The 15,992-nt window shown below is 64.6% G+C and carries 10 protein-coding genes and 2 pseudogenes; 7 read left to right on the forward strand and 5 right to left on the reverse strand.

Going from position 1 to position 15,992, the window contains the following annotated elements:
* Positions 1 to 10: 10 nt before the first annotated feature.
* A pseudogene (hrpB, locus tag AB3L03_RS14990) lies at positions 11 to 2,488 on the reverse strand (ATP-dependent helicase HrpB).
* A gap of 147 nt (positions 2,489 to 2,635) precedes the next feature.
* On the reverse strand, positions 2,636 to 3,952 hold the full coding sequence (locus AB3L03_RS14995) for a UDP-glucose/GDP-mannose dehydrogenase family protein (RefSeq protein WP_018460041.1): 1,317 nt from the start codon (positions 3,950 to 3,952) through the stop codon (positions 2,636 to 2,638).
* 193 nt (positions 3,953 to 4,145) lie between these two features.
* Between AB3L03_RS14995 and AB3L03_RS15000 the strand changes: the two genes are divergently transcribed.
* From AB3L03_RS15000 to AB3L03_RS15010, 3 genes are all read left to right on the forward strand, one after another.
* Positions 4,146 to 5,213, forward strand: coding sequence for an acyltransferase family protein (locus tag AB3L03_RS15000; protein ID WP_026233930.1), 1,068 nt, complete (start codon positions 4,146 to 4,148; stop codon positions 5,211 to 5,213).
* Between the two features lie 210 nt (positions 5,214 to 5,423).
* Positions 5,424 to 8,504 (forward strand): DNA polymerase I, encoded by a 3,081-nt coding sequence (gene polA, locus AB3L03_RS15005; RefSeq protein WP_085358612.1) that lies wholly within the window; start codon positions 5,424 to 5,426, stop codon positions 8,502 to 8,504.
* Positions 8,505 to 8,688: 184 nt separating this feature from the next.
* Positions 8,689 to 9,324: a LysE family translocator gene (locus AB3L03_RS15010; protein ID WP_085351997.1), complete on the forward strand. Its 636-nt coding sequence runs from the start codon at positions 8,689 to 8,691 to the stop codon at positions 9,322 to 9,324.
* A 40-nt stretch (positions 9,325 to 9,364) separates the two neighbouring features.
* Here the strand turns inward: AB3L03_RS15010 and AB3L03_RS15015 are convergent, their stop codons facing one another.
* Positions 9,365 to 9,991: a glutathione S-transferase family protein gene (locus tag AB3L03_RS15015; protein WP_368508853.1), complete on the reverse strand. Its 627-nt coding sequence runs from the start codon at positions 9,989 to 9,991 to the stop codon at positions 9,365 to 9,367.
* Between the two features lie 199 nt (positions 9,992 to 10,190).
* Here AB3L03_RS15015 and pyrE point away from each other — a divergent pair, with 199 nt between their 5' ends.
* Positions 10,191 to 10,754 carry an orotate phosphoribosyltransferase gene (gene pyrE / locus AB3L03_RS15020; RefSeq protein ID WP_018460046.1) on the forward strand — a complete coding sequence of 188 codons (564 nt, stop codon included), beginning with the start codon at positions 10,191 to 10,193 and terminating at the stop codon, positions 10,752 to 10,754.
* Between the two features lie 272 nt (positions 10,755 to 11,026).
* Positions 11,027 to 11,803: a DUF2865 domain-containing protein gene (locus tag AB3L03_RS15025; protein WP_083926594.1), complete on the forward strand. Its 777-nt coding sequence runs from the start codon at positions 11,027 to 11,029 to the stop codon at positions 11,801 to 11,803.
* Positions 11,804 to 11,959: 156 nt separating this feature from the next.
* Here AB3L03_RS15025 and AB3L03_RS15030 read toward each other — a convergent pair whose 3' ends face one another.
* Positions 11,960 to 12,391: a hypothetical protein gene (locus AB3L03_RS15030; protein ID WP_018460048.1), complete on the reverse strand. Its 432-nt coding sequence runs from the start codon at positions 12,389 to 12,391 to the stop codon at positions 11,960 to 11,962.
* A gap of 189 nt (positions 12,392 to 12,580) precedes the next feature.
* Between AB3L03_RS15030 and AB3L03_RS15035 the strand changes: the two are divergent.
* Positions 12,581 to 12,866 (forward strand): annotated as a pseudogene (locus tag AB3L03_RS15035) (GIY-YIG nuclease family protein).
* Positions 12,867 to 12,930: 64 nt separating this feature from the next.
* On the opposite strand, the gene AB3L03_RS15040 reads toward AB3L03_RS15035, so the two are convergent.
* On the reverse strand, positions 12,931 to 13,164 hold the full coding sequence (locus tag AB3L03_RS15040) for a hypothetical protein (protein WP_231189520.1): 234 nt from the start codon (positions 13,162 to 13,164) through the stop codon (positions 12,931 to 12,933).
* A 230-nt stretch (positions 13,165 to 13,394) separates the two neighbouring features.
* Between AB3L03_RS15040 and AB3L03_RS15045 the strand changes: the two genes are divergently transcribed.
* On the forward strand, positions 13,395 to 15,911 hold the full coding sequence (locus AB3L03_RS15045) for a glycogen/starch/alpha-glucan phosphorylase (RefSeq protein ID WP_204513186.1): 2,517 nt from the start codon (positions 13,395 to 13,397) through the stop codon (positions 15,909 to 15,911).
* Positions 15,912 to 15,992 lie beyond the last annotated feature (81 nt).

Below are 15,992 nucleotides of genomic sequence, written 5' to 3' on the forward strand. Positions count from 1 at the left end.
TTCTTGCGCCTCACGTCCCGCGCGGCTTGACCCGCCGGGTCGGCAGCGCATTCGCCGGATCTTCCGGCCAGGGATGGCGCGGGTAGCGGCCGCGCAAATCGGATCGCACGGCACTGTAGCTGCCGCGCCAGAAACCGGGGAGATCGCGCGTCACCTGCACCGGGCGCTGCGCCGGCGACAGCAGTTCCAGCACCAGCGGCACCTTGCCGGCGGCGATCGAGGGATGGGTGTTGAGGCCGAACAATTCCTGCAGCCGCACCGCGATGGTCGGCCCCTGCTCGGCTTCATAGTCGATCGCGAGCACGCTGCCGGTCGGGGCCTCGAAATGCGTCGGCGCCTCGCGGTCGAGCCGCGCGCGCATCTCCCACGGCAACAAAGCCATCAACGCGTCGGAGAGATCGCCGGCGGAAATATCCTTCAGCGCGATCTTGTCGTAGAGCGCCGGCACCAGCCAATCGTCGCGCCGCGCGATCAATCCGTCGTCCGAGAGATCGGGCCAGCTGTCGCCTTCGGCCCTGCGCAAAAACATCACGCGATCGCGCCATTGTTTGGCTACCTTCGACCAGGGCAGCCGGTCGAGTCCGGCGGCGATCAACCCGTCGGCGAAGATGCGCGCAGTGTCCCCCGAGGGCGACACGGCGAGCGTCGCCTCGGAGAGCGTGATCGCGTGCAGCGCGCGCTTGCGGCGCGCCCGCAGCGCCATCGCGCCGCGATCGAACGAGATCTCCTCGACGGATTCGATATGCTCGGCGAAATGCCGCTCGATCTCGTCCTGCGAGATTTGCGCCGCGAGCAGAATGCGCCCGCTCGCCGCCGTGCCGGTCATCTCGCCGACCGCGATATAAGGCGTGCGCGCGAGCGACGAGGTCTGATCCACCGCAGCACCCCGGCCGTTGGCGAGCACGAAGCTGCCATTGCCGCGGTTGCGCGCGACGCGATCCGGGAAGGCGTAGGCGAGCATCAGGCCGGTCGAGAGGTCACCTTCTGCGGTCGCCGCCTTCTCTGACGCCGCCACCTGCGAAGCCCAGCGCCGGGCGAGGTCGCGCGCGCTTGCGGCACGCGGGGAACGGTCGCGGCGGAACTGATCGCGCCGGTGCTCGAGATCGACGCTGTCGCCGCCGAGCCCGCGCTCGGTGATGATGGCCGCGATCTCGGCGGCGGCCTCGCCTTCGCCGGCACGGTGCAGAATCCACGATCATGCGCGCGAGCCGCGGCGGCAGCGCCAGCGCGCGCAGGCTCTTGCCCTCCGCGGTGATGCGGCCATCGCCATCGAGCGCGTTGAGCTCGGAGAGCAGGCTTTTTGCTTCCTTCCAGGCCGGCTGCGGCGGCGGGTCGAGAAACGACAGCGCGGCAGGATCGGCGACGCCCCATTGCGCGAGATCGAGCACCAGCGAGGACAGATCGGCGCTGAGGATCTCGGGCTGGGTGTAGGGCGCTAGCGAGGCTGTCTGAGGTTCGTCCCAGAGCCGGTAGCAGACACCGGGCTCGGTGCGGCCGGCGCGGCCGCGGCGCTGGTCCGCCGCCGCGCGGGAGACGCGCACGGTCTCGAGCCGGGTCAAGCCGATGTCGGGCTCGTAGCGCGGCACGCGGGCGAGACCGGAATCGACCACGATGCGCACGCCCTCGATGGTGAGCGAGGTCTCCGCGATCGAGGTCGCCAGCACCACTTTGCGCGTGCCCTTGGGCGCCGGCGAGATGGCACGATCCTGCACGGCGGCGTCGAGCGCGCCAAACAGCGGCACGATTTCAATGCTGGAATCGTGTATGCGTTCGGCGAGGAAATTCTGGGTGCGGCGGATTTCGGCGGCGCCCGGCAGGAACGCCAGCACCGAGCCGGCATCGGCCCGCAGCGCCGAGGCGATCGCATCCGCCATCTGCCGCTCGATCGGCGCGTCAGCCTTGCGGCCGAGATAGCGCGTCTCGACCGGAAAGGCGCGGCCCTCGCTTTCGACGACGGGCGCTTCGCCCAGCAATTTTGCCACGCGGGCGCCATCGAGCGTTGCCGACATCACGAGGATGCGCAAATCCTCGCGCAAGCCCAGCTGCGCGTCGCGCGCCAGCGCCAGGCCCATGTCGGCATCGAGCGAGCGCTCGTGGAATTCGTCGAACAGCACGGCGGCGATGCCCGACAGTTCGGGATCGTCGAGAATCTGGCGGGTGAAGATGCCCTCCGTCACCACCTCGATGCGGGTCGCGCGCGAGATCTTCGAGCCGAAGCGGACGCGATAGCCGACAGTCTCGCCGGCGCGTTCGCCGAGTGATTTGGCCATGCGGTCGGCGCTGGCGCGCGCCGCGATGCGCCGCGGCTCCAGCACGATGATCTTCTTGCCTTTGGCCCAGGGGGCATCGAGCAGCGCCAGTGGCACGCGCGTGGTCTTGCCGGCGCCAGGAGGGCCACCAGCACGGCGGCATGATGCGCCTCCAGCGTGCGCGAGAGGTCGTCGAGCACGGCATCGATCGGGAGGGGCGTGTCGAAACTGAGGGGCAAGGCCTGTCCATTCGTCACGCCCGAGCAAAAAGCGCGAAGCGCGTCTTCGCACGGAAGTCGCCGGGCATCCACGTCGTCACACTAGAAAACAGACGTGGATGGCCGGGACAAGCCCGGCCATGACGGAATCGTTGCGAGGTCGGATCGCTAGCCCTGCACCGGCGGCCGTCCAACACTCTCATAGACGAAGCCGGCCGCAGCCATCTCCTCGGGGCGGTAGATGTTGCGCAAGTCGACAATGACGGGCTGTGCCATGGTTGCCTTCAGCCGGTCGAGGTCGAGCGCACGGAACTGCACCCATTCGGTGACGATCACGATCGCATCGGCGCCTTCCGCGCAGGAATAGGCGTCTTCGCAATAAGTGATGCTGGGCAGCTCAGTCTTCGCCTGCTCCATGCCGACGGGATCGAAGGCCTTCACCTTCGCGCCCATGTCGATCAGGCCGGTCACCAGCGGGATCGACGGCGCGTCGCGCATGTCGTCGGTGTCGGGCTTGAAGGTGAGCCCGAGCACGGCGATGGTCTTGCCGCGCAGCGAGCCGCCGAGCGCCTGGCTCACTTTTCGCGCCATCGCCCGCTTGCGGTTCTCGTTGACCGCGAGCACGGATTCGACGATGCGCAAGCTCACGTCGTAGTCCTGCGCGATCTTGATCAGCGCCTTGGTGTCCTTTGGGAAGCAGGAGCCGCCGAAGCCCGGACCGGCGTGCAGGAACTTGGTGCCGATGCGGTTGTCCAGGCCAATGCCGCGCGCGACCTCCTGCACGTTGGCGCCGACCTTTTCGGAGAGGTCCGCGATCTCGTTGATGAAGGTGATCTTGGTCGCGAGGAAGGCGTTGGCGGCGTATTTGATCATCTCGGCGGTGCGGCGTTCCGTGAACATCAGCGGCGCCTGGTTCAGCGACAGCGGACGATAGATATCGCTCATCACCTTGCGGCCGCGCTCGTCGGAGGTGCCGACGACGATGCGGTCGGGGAATTTGAAGTCGCGGATCGCCGCGCCCTCGCGCAGGAATTCGGGATTCGAGGCGACGACGACGTCGGCTTTGGGATTGGTCTCGCCGATGATGCGCTCGACCTCGTCGCCGGTGCCGACCGGAACGGTCGACTTGGTCACGACGACGGTGAAGCCGGACAGCGACTGCGCGATCTCTTTCGCAGCGGCATAGACGTAGGACAGATCAGCATGGCCGTCGCCGCGGCGCGACGGCGTGCCGACCGCGATGAAGACAGCATCGGCATCCGCAACCGGCTTGGACAAATCGGTGGTGAACTCCAGCCGCTTGGCCTTGACGTTGGTCGCCACCAGCTCGTCGAGCCCAGGCTCGTAGATCGGGATCTCGCCGCGATGAAGGGCCGCGATCTTCTTCTCGTCCTTGTCGACGCAGATGACGTCGTGGCCGAAATCCGCAAAGCAGGCTCCGGACACCAGTCCCACATAGCCCGTGCCGATCATAGCAATGCGCATGAAAAACCCTGTTTGGCTTGGTTAACACAACCCCAATTCCACGGCGGTTTAGCATTTTCCCGGGGTGAGGGAACAGCCCGCGTGCAAAAAACGGCACAGCAATTGTACCAGTAAAGAAATCGTAAGCCGCAAGGCGGCAAACTGCTCCGCGTTCACACAGATGCTGGCGGAACACGCCTCGAAAAGAGACACCATGGCACCATCAGGCACAATCGCCGCGAGCGGGGGACTCAAGGCCCCGGCTGCTGCGCGCGTCGATTGGGTCGATTACGCCAAGGGCATCTGCATCGTCATGGTCGTGATGATGCATTCGGTGCTGGGGGTCGAGCTTGCCGCCGGCGAGACCGGTTTCATGCATGTTTTGGTGGCCTTCGCGAAGCCATTCCGGATGCCGGATTTCTTCCTGATTTCGGGTCTGTTCCTGTCACTGGTGATCGACCGGGACTGGCGAACCTATCTCGACCGCAAGATGGTGCATTTCGCCTATTTCTATGTCGTCTGGGTGACAATCCAGTTCGGCTTCAAGGCCCCCGCATTCGCAGCGGAAACGAGCTGGCGCGACGCCGGATTGCTATATCTGGAATCCTTCGTCGAGCCGTTCGGCACGCTATGGTTCATCTACCTCCTGCCGATCTTCTTCGTCGTCACAAAACTGACACGGCGCATGCCGCAGCCCGCGATATGGCTCGTCGCGGCCGCGCTGGAGACGGCGCGCATTTCGACCGGCTGGACCGCGATCGACGAGTTCTGCGCGCGCTTCATCTATTTCTATTCGGGCTATCTGTTCGCGCCCTACGTGTTCGCGCTGTCGGACCGCGCGCGCAATCATCCGGCATGGGCGCTGACAGCGCTCGCGACATGGGTGCTGGTCAATGCCGGCCTCGTTGCGCTCGGCGCCAGCGAATGGAAAATCGTATCGCTCGTGCTCGGCTTCGCCGGCGCCTGCGCCATCATCACGATGGGCACGCTGCTCGCGCGCGTGCAATGGCTGAATGTCTTCCGCTTCTGCGGCGAGCATTCGATCGTGATCTATCTCGCCTTCTTCCTGCCGATGGCGGCGACACGGACGCTGCTCTTGCGCACGGGCATCATTCCCGACATCGGTGCGGTGTCGCTGATCGTGACCATCGCCGGCGTGATCGGCTCGCTCGCAATCTGGCAGATCGCACTGCGCCTTGGCGGCAACTTCCTGTTCGAGCGGCCCGATGCGTTCTGGATCGCGCCGAAGAAGACAAGCGCGGTGTTGCAGGCGGCGGAGTGATACTCTGCTGTCATCCCCGCGAAGGCGGGGATCCAGTATTCCAGAGGGCAGCAGTCGTATACGGAGAAGCCGCAGCGTACTGGATTCCCCGCCGTCGCGGGGAATGACAGCGGGGGATGCGGGAAATGACAGTGGGGATAGCGGCATCCGCAAGCCAAAAATCCACCTCCTAAGGCTGTCAAATCCCGCAAAAATTCATACATTGCGGCCATGCCCAAGAGCTCCCCAAAGACCACCGCCCAAGCTGACACCAAGGCTGCCGCGCCCAAGGCCGCCGAAACCAAGCCCGCTGCGGCGACAGCTGCTGCCAAGCCCGTTGCCGCGAAGGCGGCCGGCAAGGGCGACCATGTCTTCCTGGTCGACGGTTCCGGCTACATCTTCCGCGCCTACCATGCGCTGCCGCCGATGAACCGCAAGTCCGACGGCTTGCAGGTCAATGCCGTGCTCGGCTTCTGCAACATGCTGTGGAAGCTGTTGCGCGAGATGCCCGAGGACAACCGGCCGACCCATCTGGCGATCATTTTCGACAAGTCGGAAATCACCTTCCGCAACAAGATCTATCCTGAGTACAAGGCACACCGGCAGCCGGCCCCGGACGATCTGATCCCGCAATTTTCGCTGATCCGCGAGGCGGTGCGCGCCTTCGACCTGCCTTGCCTGGAACAGGTGGGCTTCGAGGCCGACGATTTGATTGCGACCTATGTACGGCAAGCCTGCGAGCGCGGCGCAAGCGCGACAATCGTGTCCTCCGACAAGGACCTGATGCAGCTCGTCACCGACTGCGTCACCATGTACGACACCATGAAGGACCGCCGCATTGGCATCCCCGAGGTGATCGAGAAGTTTGGCGTGCCGCCGGAGAAGGTGGTGGAAGTGCAGGCCCTGGCCGGCGATTCCACCGATAACGTTCCTGGCGTGCCCGGCATCGGCATCAAGACCGCGGCGCAGCTGATCGTCGAATATGGCGATCTCGAGCAACTGCTGTTCCGGGCCACCGAAATCAAGCAACCGAAGCGGCGCGAGGCGCTGATCGAGAACGCTGAGAAGGCGCGCATCTCGCGGCAGCTCGTATTGCTCGACGACAAGGTGGACCTCGAAGTCCCCCTGGACGATCTCGCCGTCCACGAGCCCGATGCGCGCAAGCTGATCGCGTTCCTGAAGGCGATGGAGTTTTCCACGCTGACGCGCCGCGTCGCCGAATTCTCGCAGATTGACCCGGCCAACGTCGATGCAGATCCCGGCTATTCCAGCGGCGCCAGCGTCTTCTCGCCGCTGCCGCCTTCGGACGTCGTGCCGGCCCCGGGACCCGGCGCGCCGGCGCAAGTTCCGGTGGGCCAGCGCAACCCTTCGGCGAGCAAGGAGGACAAGGCCGCGAGTCCGAAGGGCGCGCCGATTTCGCTCGCCGCCGCGCGGGAAGAGGCTTTGCGCAAGCTTCCGGTCGACCGCAGCAAGTACCAGGCCATCAAGACGCTCGCGGAATTGAACGCGTTCATCGCGCGCATTCACGATGCCGGCCATGTCGCGGTCGAGATCCGGGGAAACTCGATCGATCCGATGCAGGCCGACCTCTGCGGTATCGCGCTGGCGCTGGCGCCGAACGAGGCCTGCTACGTGCCGCTGGCGCACAAGCAGTCCGGCGGCGGCGCCGGCCTGTTCGACGCGGGCCTCGCGCCCGACCAGGTCAAGCACACTGATGCGATCGAAGCGTTGCGGCCGGTGCTGGAATCACCAGGCATTCTCAAGATCGGCTTCGACGTCAAATTCACCGCGGTGATGCTGGCGCAGCACGGCATCACACTGCGCAACACCGATGATGCGCAGCTGATCTCCTACGTGCTCGATGCCGGCCGCGGCTCGCACGCGCTGGAGCAACTGTCCGAGCGCTGGTTCGGTCACGCGATGCTCAAAGACAACGAGCTGCTCGGCAGCGGCAAGGGCAAGATCACGTTCGACCAGGTGCCGATCGACAAGGCCGCGTCGCTGTCGGCGGAAGGCGCCGACGTGACCTTGCGCGTCTGGCGCGTGCTGAAGCCGCGCCTCATCGCCGAGCACATGACCACGGTCTACGAGACGCTGGAACGCCCGCTGGTCGCGGTGCTCGCACGCATGGAGCGGCGCGGCATCTCGATCGATCGTCAGGTGCTGTCGCGTCTCTCCGGCGACTTCGCCCAGACTGCGGCCCGTGTCGAAGCCGAGATCCAGCAGATCGCGGGCGAGCCGGTCAATGTCGGCAGCCCGAAGCAGATCGGCGACATCCTGTTCGGCAAGATGGGACTGTCGGGCGGCACCAAGACCAAGACCGGCGCGTGGTCGACCACCGCTCAGGTGCTCGACGAGCTCGCCGAGCAGGGCCACGACCTCCCGAAGAAGATTCTGGAGTGGCGCCAGGTCTCGAAGCTCAAATCGACCTACACGGACGCGTTGCCGACCTACGTGAATCCCCAGACCCACCGCGTCCATACGACCTACGCGCTGGCCGCGACCACGACGGGCCGGCTGTCGTCGAACGAGCCGAATTTGCAGAACATTCCGGTGCGCACCGAGGACGGACGCAAGATCCGGCGCGCCTTCATCGCAACGCCAGGGCACAAGCTCGTCTCCGCCGACTATTCGCAGATCGAGCTGCGGCTGCTCGCTGAGATCGCCGACATTCCCGTGCTGCAGCAGGCGTTCCGCGACGGTCTGGACATTCACGCCATGACGGCATCGGAAATGTTCGGCGTGCCGATCAAGGGCATGCCGAGCGAAATCAGGCGCCGCGCCAAGGCGATCAATTTCGGCATCATCTACGGCATTTCGGCGTTCGGCCTCGCCAACCAGCTCGGCATCGCGCGCGAAGAGGCCTCCGCCTACATCAAGAAATACTTCGAACGCTTCCCCGGCATCCGCGCCTACATGGACGAGACGCGCGACTTCTGCCGGAGCCACGGCTACGTCACCACGCTGTTCGGACGGAAGATGTACTATCCCGACATCAAGGCTTCGAACGCCTCGGTGCGGGCCTTCAACGAGCGCGCCGCGATCAACGCCCGGCTCCAGGGCACCGCCGCCGACATCATCCGCCGCGCGATGACGCGGATGGAGGATGCCTTGGTCCAGAAGAAATTGTCGGCGCAGATGCTGCTGCAGGTGCACGACGAACTGATCTTCGAGGTGCCGGACGCGGAGGTCGAGGCGACGCTCCCCGTCGTGCAGCACGTGATGCAGGACGCGCCGTTCCCGGCCGTGCTGCTCTCGGTGCCGCTGCATGTCGATGCACGCGCAGCGAACAATTGGGACGAGGCACATTGACGCTACGTCTTCACTTCGCTCCTTCCAAACTTTGAGTGTCGTCCCGGCCAAGTGCGCCCGCACGGGGGCCGGGACGACCTATAGAGAGAGAGACACAGGTCAGAATTGTCCTCCGTGCAATTGCGCGATGGCACGGCGAGGCCTCGCATATTAAAATCGAGCCGTCTCCCGCACCGGTTCAGCCATGCCCCACGCCTCCGCCCTGCTCGGCTTCGCTCTCGTCTGCCTCGGCCTCGTGCTCACGCCCGGGCCGAACATGATCTACCTGATCTCGCGTTCGATCACGCAAGGGCCTGCGGCGGGCATCGTCTCGCTCGGCGGCGTGGCGCTCGGCTTCGTGTTCTACATGCTGTGCGCGGCATTCGGCATCACGGCGCTGCTGCTCGCCGTTCCCTTCGCCTATGACGCGCTGCGCTTTGCCGGCGCGGGTTATCTGTTGTGGCTGGCCTGGCAGGCAGTGAAGCCGGGCGGGCGCTCGCCGTTCCAGGTGAAGCAGCTTGCGATCGACAGCCCGCGCAAATTGTTCGCGATGGGGTTCGTCACCAATCTGCTCAACCCGAAGATCGCGATGCTTTACCTCGCGCTGCTGCCGCAGTTCATCGATCCCACCGCCGGCAGCGTGCTGGCGCAGTCAGTGGTGCTCGGCGCGATCCAGATCGCGATCAGCGTCAGCGTCAATGCGATGATCGCGCTCGCGGCCGGGTCGATCGCGCTGTTTCTCGCAAGCCGGCCAAGCTGGATGCTGGTCCAGCGCTGGCTGATGGGCACGGTGCTGGCCGGGCTTGCGGTGCGGATGGCGGTGGAAGCGCGGAAGGTGTGATTTTCCCCTCTCCCCGCTTGCGGGGAGAGGGAGAGAAAGATCAATCCAGCTTCGCCTCCATGCCCCGCTTCACCGCGGGGCGCGCCATCAGGGCCTCGTACCAGCGCTTGACGTTGGGGAAGTCGGCCAGGTCAACCTTGTGGCGAGGGTGACGCCAGGCCCAGCCCAGGATGGCAAAATCGGCAACCGAGAGCTCGCCGGCCACGAAATCGCGAGCCTCCAACCGGCGGTCGAGGACGCCGTAGAGCCGTCGCGTCTCCGCCATGTAGCGCTTGAGGCCGTAGGCGCGGTCCTGCTCGTCCTCGAGCGCGATGAAATGGTGCACCTGGCCCGGCATCGGCCCGAAGCCGCCCATCTGCCACATCAGCCATTCATAGACGGGGATGCGGCCCGAAAGCGATTTCGGCAGGAATTTGCCGGTCTTTTCGCCGAGATACAGCAGGATCGCCCCCGACTCGAAGATGCTGACGGGCTTGCCGTCCGGCCCCTCGGGATCGAGGATCGCGGGAATCTTGTTGTTGGGCGAGAGCTTCAGGAACTCCGGCGCCATCTGTTCGCCCTTGCTGATATTCACCGGGATCACCTTGTAGGGCAGCCCCATCTCCTCCAGCGCGACCGAGATCTTGCGGCCGTTCGGCGTGTTCCAGGTGTGCAGCTCGATGGTCATTTGTCGCGTGTCCTTGCCCAGCCTTCTTGCAGGTTTTCTTGCCCGAGATATCCGGCATCCACCTACCCCAGAACGTTGCACCCCCACAACCGGCCGCCCGGGATGGCCGATCCCTGTTGACGGGGGAAGCCCCCTCTGGAATGTCGAGGCCGTCGCGGATAAATTCCGCCACCTCCAAAAATGCTCCCGAGGGCCCGCCGTGTCTAAATCAGCCTCCCGCGCCCGCCTGTTCGAGATCATCCGCCGGCGCTCCTTCGGCCGCGGCGAGGTGACGCTCGCGTCGGGCCGCAAGAGCGACTTCTACTTCAACCTCAAGCCGACCATGCTCGACCCGGAGGGTGCGACCCTGCTCGCCGAGCTGACCTATGAGGCGCTGAAGGATGACCAGCTCGATTTCATCGGCGGGCTCGAGATGGGCGCGGTGCCGCTGGCCGGCGCGCTGGCGCAGATCTCCTGGATCAAGGGCCATCCCATCGCGGCCTTCTTCGTGCGCAAGAAGCCGAAGGAGCATGGCGCCAAGCTCGCGATCGAGGGGCTGCCCAGGGGCGAGACGCTGGAGGGCAAGCGCGTCGTGATCGTCGAGGATGTCACCACCACCGGCGGCTCGGCGATGAAGGCCGTGGAAGCGGTGCGCGAGACCGGCGCGGAAGTGGTGCTGGTGCTGACCATGGTCGACCGCGAGGAAGGCGCCGACGACACCTTTGGCGCGGCCGGGCTGCCGTTCCGCTCGCTGTACAAGGCGTCGGAGTTCTTGAAGGCTTGAGCGGCTAGACTTTTTCCGCCGTCGTGCCCGGGCTTGACCGGGCATCCACGTCTTTGCCGCACCAGAGATCCTGGATGGCCGGGACAAGCCCGGCCATGGACGAGGTCCACCCGTCCGGCGACACCGCTCCTCCCCCCTCAACCGCTCATTTACCATCCCGCCTTATGGTGAATCATGTGCTGAGACCTGATGGTCCCGGCCGGTTGGGTAGCGCCGGGTGGAGTAAGCGTTTGCGTACAGTCATGTCCCATGCGCGCCGGTGGCGTCGCGCGATGCTCGTAGCCGCCACATTGGCAGCACCGCTGGTTGCGGCTCCGGCCCCGGTTTCGGCCGAAGGCCTGTTCGACTTCTTCTTCGGCGGAATGCAGCAGCAGCAGCGGCCGCAGCGTGAGGTGCCGCAGCAGCCGAGCTCCTACGCCGATCCATTCACCGGCCAGCAGAACGGCGCAAGTCCGCCATACGTGCCGCCGACACGTTCGGCTGCGGCCGGCGGCTCGGGACCGGCGTTCTGCGTGCGCAGCTGCGACGGCAAATATTTTCCGCTGATGCGCGGTCTCACCTCGCCCGCGCAGATGTGTCAGGCGTTCTGTCCTGCAAGCGCCACCAAGATCTATTTCGGCTCCTCGATCGACGGCGCGGCGTCGCAGACCGGCGAGCGCTATGCCGATAGCGAGAACGCGTTCGCCTATCGCAAGGCGCTGCGCGCCGACTGCACCTGCAACGGCCGCGAGCCGGTCGGCCTTGCTCCGGTCGATCTGGCGCTGGACTCGTCGCTAAAGCCCGGCGACGTGATCGCCACCAGCGACGGTCTCGTCGCCTATACCGGCATCCGCGTCGGCAACGACCAGGCCGCGGACTTCACCCCGGTCGCCTCCTATCCCGGTCTCACCGCGCAGGTCCGCGCACGGCTCGGCGAGATGAAGGTGGCGCCGGTGCGCGCCGACACGGTGGCGGCGGATGCCCCTGCCGCGGAGATCGTGCGCGAGACGCTCCCCGACGTGACGGTGCCGAAAACGCAAAAGCCGGCGAAGCGGGCTGGGCTGGACTAGCTCGGGCTCGTCTGTAGCCAAGCCGTCATTGCGAGCGACTTGTCCGCCGAAGCTCGAAGAGCGAAGGCGGAAGCGAAGCAATCCAGTCTGGCTCCGTGGAGGCACTCTGGATTGCTTCGTCGCAAGAGGCTCCTCGCAATGACGGAGGATGATGGGTCACCGTCCGATGATCACGCCGATCACGTTCGGCGCCGCCAGATATTTCTCCTCGATCGCCGCGCGCGCGGCGGCGCGGTTGTCTGCCGTGAGCAGGCCGCGCTTCTCGGCTAAAATCATCCAGCAAAAACCCCACCAGTCGGTGAGCATGCCTTGGTCGTCGACGAGATCATAACCCTGCTCGGCGGCGAAGATGCGCGCATGCGCTTCGTCAAGCGTGTCGAGGAACAGATGGTCCTGCGCCGAAAACAGATCGTCGCTGACGTCGTCGATGGTGTAGCCCCAGATCGACTGGCACACCGCGTTGAACTCGCGGTCGAACTGGTCGTCGTCGACCGCGTGGCGCCGCGCCGCCTGATGCAGCCGCGACAGCGAGCGCGCGAAATCGGCGATCCTGGTGAGGGCAAATTGATCGAAGGCAATGGTGGACATGTAGTCCTCGCGAAGTCTGGCAGACGCTAGATATGGTGTCGGCAACACGCCGAATCACAATGATATATAAAAGACTTGCTAAAGTGTTCTTAATTTGTTCTGACGGCAAACGTGTTTTGTTGAGAGCGTCGTTCTGGCGAAAGCCAGGACCCATTACCCCGGTCAGCGCTGCCCTTGCGAGCTGAGGCCATGAGCGCAAGCAGCTACTACGTCTACATCCTGGCGAGCCGCCATCACGGGACATTTATCTCGGCGTCACCAACGACATCCGCGCGCGGCTTGAATTGCACCGCTCGGGTCATGGCTCCAAGTTCGTGCACAAGTACAAGATCTTCCGCCTTGTGCACGTCGAAGCATTCTCGACTCCCCAGGAAGCTATCGCGCGCGAGAAGCAACTGAAGTTCTGGAAGCGGGACTGGAAGATCAAGCTGATCGAGGAAGAAAATCCCGGAATGATCGGTCAGGCCTCATCTGACAGGCGGGGTAATGGGTCCTGGCTTCCGCCAGGACGACACCTTCTTCGTTGCACCAGCCCCTGCTCAATTCGCCGCTGACATCAACTTATCCCCGCACGCGCTTGCGTAAAATTTGCCGCCGCATTGGCGCTTGATGGCGGCGCAGCGGGCGGCGGAGGATGCGTTTTGCGGAAGCGTGACGGCGCAGCTCAGGCCGTCGGCGCTGCGGCCGATCTTGCCGGCGGCGAAGGCGGCGCTGGACGCCGTGATGCAGACGACGAGGAAGGTGGCCGCGGCGATTTCGATCAGCCGTCGCATCACAGGTCTCATCAGAGCTTTCATGGGACGTCTCCTCCACACTGATGGCTGAATTGGCCGCCATTCTAGCACCAAATCCACGTTTCCCCGTATGCGTCCGGGTTCCCAAATCGGCCCGTTCCTTGCATAATTTTACGCCAACGCAGTGCACGGTCGCACCAGCAATGGTTCCGGTACAGAGGCAAGATGCGTAGGGTCAGTAGTGTTCTCGCGACCAGGAAGTGACGACTTTGCAAGATTCATCGTTCCAGCCTAATTTTCCCGCCCCCAACCAGCCCATCGACGAACTCGCGCTGGCTGAGATCAAGGGCGCTATCCTGGCGAAGCTGCGCCTTGCCATCGGCAAGGATGCGGGCATGGCGACCAAACACGATTGGTACCAGGCCGCGGCGCTGGCGCTGCGCGACCGCATCGTGCATCGCTGGCTCACGGCCGAGAAGCACAGCTACGATGCAGGGCGCAAGCGCGTCTATTATCTCTCGCTCGAATTCCTGATCGGCCGCCTCTTCAGCGACGCGCTGAACAATATGGGGCTGCTGAAGATCTTCGAAGTCGCGCTCGGCGATCTCGGCGTCTCCTTGCCTGAGCTGCGCAAATGCGAGCCGGATGCAGCGCTCGGCAATGGCGGTCTGGGCCGTCTTGCCGCCTGCTTCATGGAAAGCATGGCGACACTGTCGATCCCCGCGATCGGCTACGGCATCCGTTATGATTACGGCCTGTTTCGCCAGATCATCAATCAGGGCTGGCAGCAGGAATATCCGGACGAATGGCTCGGCTTCGGCAACCCTTGGGAATTGCAGCGGCCCGAGGTGATCTATGACATTCGCTTCGGCGGCGGTGTCGAGCATGTCGACGACAAGGGCCGCGATCGCGCGATCTGGCATCCGTCCGAGACCGTGCAGGCGATGGCCTATGACACGCCGATCGTCGGCTGGCGCGGCCAGCACGTCAATGCGCTGCGGCTGTGGTCGGCGCGCTCGCCCGATCCGTTGAAGCTCGACGCCTTCAACACCGGCGACTATGTCAGCGCCAGCGCCGAGCAGTCGCGCGCGGAAGCGATCTGTAAATTCCTGTATCCGAACGACGAGAGCCCGGCGGGCCGCGAGCTGCGCCTGCGCCAGGAATATTTCTTCGTCTCGGCCTCGCTGCAGGATCTGATCAAGCGGCATCTTGCCTCCGACGGCCAGCTCCGCAGCCTGTCGAGCAAGGTCGCGGTGCAGCTCAACGACACCCATCCGAGCCTGGCCGTCACCGAGCTGATGCGGATCCTGATCGACGACCACAATTTCCGCTGGGACGAGGCCTGGAAGATCACGGTCGCCACGCTGTCCTACACCAACCACACGCTGCTGCCCGAGGCGCTGGAGACCTGGCCGGTCGAGCTGTTCGAACGGCTGTTACCGCGGCATCTCGAGATCATCTACCGCATCAACGTGCAGCATCTCGCGCTCGCTGAGGCGCGCGCCCCCGGCGACATCGACTTCCGCGCCTCGGTCTCGCTGATCGATGAGCGGAGCGGCCGGCGCGTGCGCATGGGCCAGCTCGCCTTCGTCGGCTCGCACCGCATCAACGGCGTCTCGGCGATGCATTCGGACCTGATGCGCGAGACCGTGTTCCACGACCTCAACCATCTCTATCCTGGCCGCATCACCAACAAGACCAACGGCATCACCTTCCGCCGCTGGCTGATGCTGGCGAATCCGAAGCTGACCGATCTGTTGCGCGAGACTTGCGGCGATGCCGTGCTCGACGATCCGACGCAGCTCAGCCTGATCGAGGCCCGCGCCAGCGACGTCGAATTCCAGAAGAAGTTCCGTGCAGTCAAGCTTCACAACAAGACCGCGCTGGCGCGCCTGATCGGCGAGCGGCTCGGCATCAAGGTCGACCCGAACGCGCTGTTCGACGTGCAGATCAAGCGCATCCACGAATACAAGCGCCAGCTTCTCAATGTCATCGAGACGGTCGCGCTGTACCAGTCGATCAAGGACGACCCCAACGGCAACTGGGTGCCGCGGGTGAAGATCTTTGCGGGCAAGGCGGCGGCGAGCTACCGCTACGCCAAGCTGATCATCAAACTCATCAACGATGTTGCGGAAGTCGTCAACAACGATCCCGCCATCGGCGGCAAGCTCAAGGTCGTGTTCCTGCCCGACTACAATGTCAGCCTTGCCGAAGTGATCATTCCCGCTGCCGACCTCTCCGAGCAGATCTCGACAGCCGGCATGGAAGCCTCCGGCACCGGCAACATGAAACTGTCGCTGAACGGCGCCCTCACCATCGGCACGCTCGACGGCGCCAACATCGAGATCCGCGACCATGTCGGCGCGGAGAACATCGCGATCTTCGGCATGGAAGCCGGTGACGTGATGATCCGGCGCAAGCAGGGGCTGGACGCCTCGGACGTGATCCGCAATTCGCCCAAGCTCCAGCGCGCCATCAATGCCATCGGCACCGGCGAGTTCTCGCCCGGCGATCCCGGCCGCTTCGAATCCATCGCGCACGCGCTGCGTTATCTCGACCATTACATGGTCAGCGCCGACTTCGATTCCTATTACGATGCGCAACGTAGCGTCGATGCGCGCTGGCAGGTGGCGCCGGCCTGGACGCGTGCCTCGATCCTCAACGTCGCGCGCATGGCATGGTTCTCCTCCGACCGCACCATCCGCGAATATGCCGAGGAGATCTGGAACGTGCCGGTCAATCCGACCACACCGCTGCTGCCGACCCTGCGCGATGTCGCCGGCTAATTTTCCGCTGCGTGAAATCGGTTACCCACGAGGTAATTGCACAAGCCGGCGGCGGACGTGATATGACGTCCGTCATTGAAC

The organism is Bradyrhizobium lupini (genome assembly GCF_040939785.1).
Classification (GTDB): Bacteria; Pseudomonadota; Alphaproteobacteria; order Rhizobiales; family Xanthobacteraceae; genus Bradyrhizobium; species Bradyrhizobium canariense_D.

Bases quoted from the DNA above. Each gene is read 5' to 3' on its own strand.
- AB3L03_RS14995 (WP_018460041.1), bottom strand. From the start codon at position 3,952: ATGCGCATTGCTATGATCGGCACGGGCTATGTGGGACTGGTGTCCGGA.
- AB3L03_RS15000 (WP_026233930.1), top strand. From the start codon at position 4,146: ATGGCACCATCAGGCACAATCGCCGCGAGCGGGGGACTCAAGGCCCCG.
- polA (WP_085358612.1), top strand. From the start codon at position 5,424: ATGCCCAAGAGCTCCCCAAAGACCACCGCCCAAGCTGACACCAAGGCT.
- AB3L03_RS15010 (WP_085351997.1), top strand. From the start codon at position 8,689: ATGCCCCACGCCTCCGCCCTGCTCGGCTTCGCTCTCGTCTGCCTCGGC.
- AB3L03_RS15015 (WP_368508853.1), bottom strand. From the start codon at position 9,991: ATGACCATCGAGCTGCACACCTGGAACACGCCGAACGGCCGCAAGATC.
- AB3L03_RS15025 (WP_083926594.1), top strand. From the start codon at position 11,027: ATGCTCGTAGCCGCCACATTGGCAGCACCGCTGGTTGCGGCTCCGGCC.
- AB3L03_RS15030 (WP_018460048.1), bottom strand. From the start codon at position 12,391: ATGTCCACCATTGCCTTCGATCAATTTGCCCTCACCAGGATCGCCGAT.
- AB3L03_RS15040 (WP_231189520.1), bottom strand. From the start codon at position 13,164: ATGCGACGGCTGATCGAAATCGCCGCGGCCACCTTCCTCGTCGTCTGC.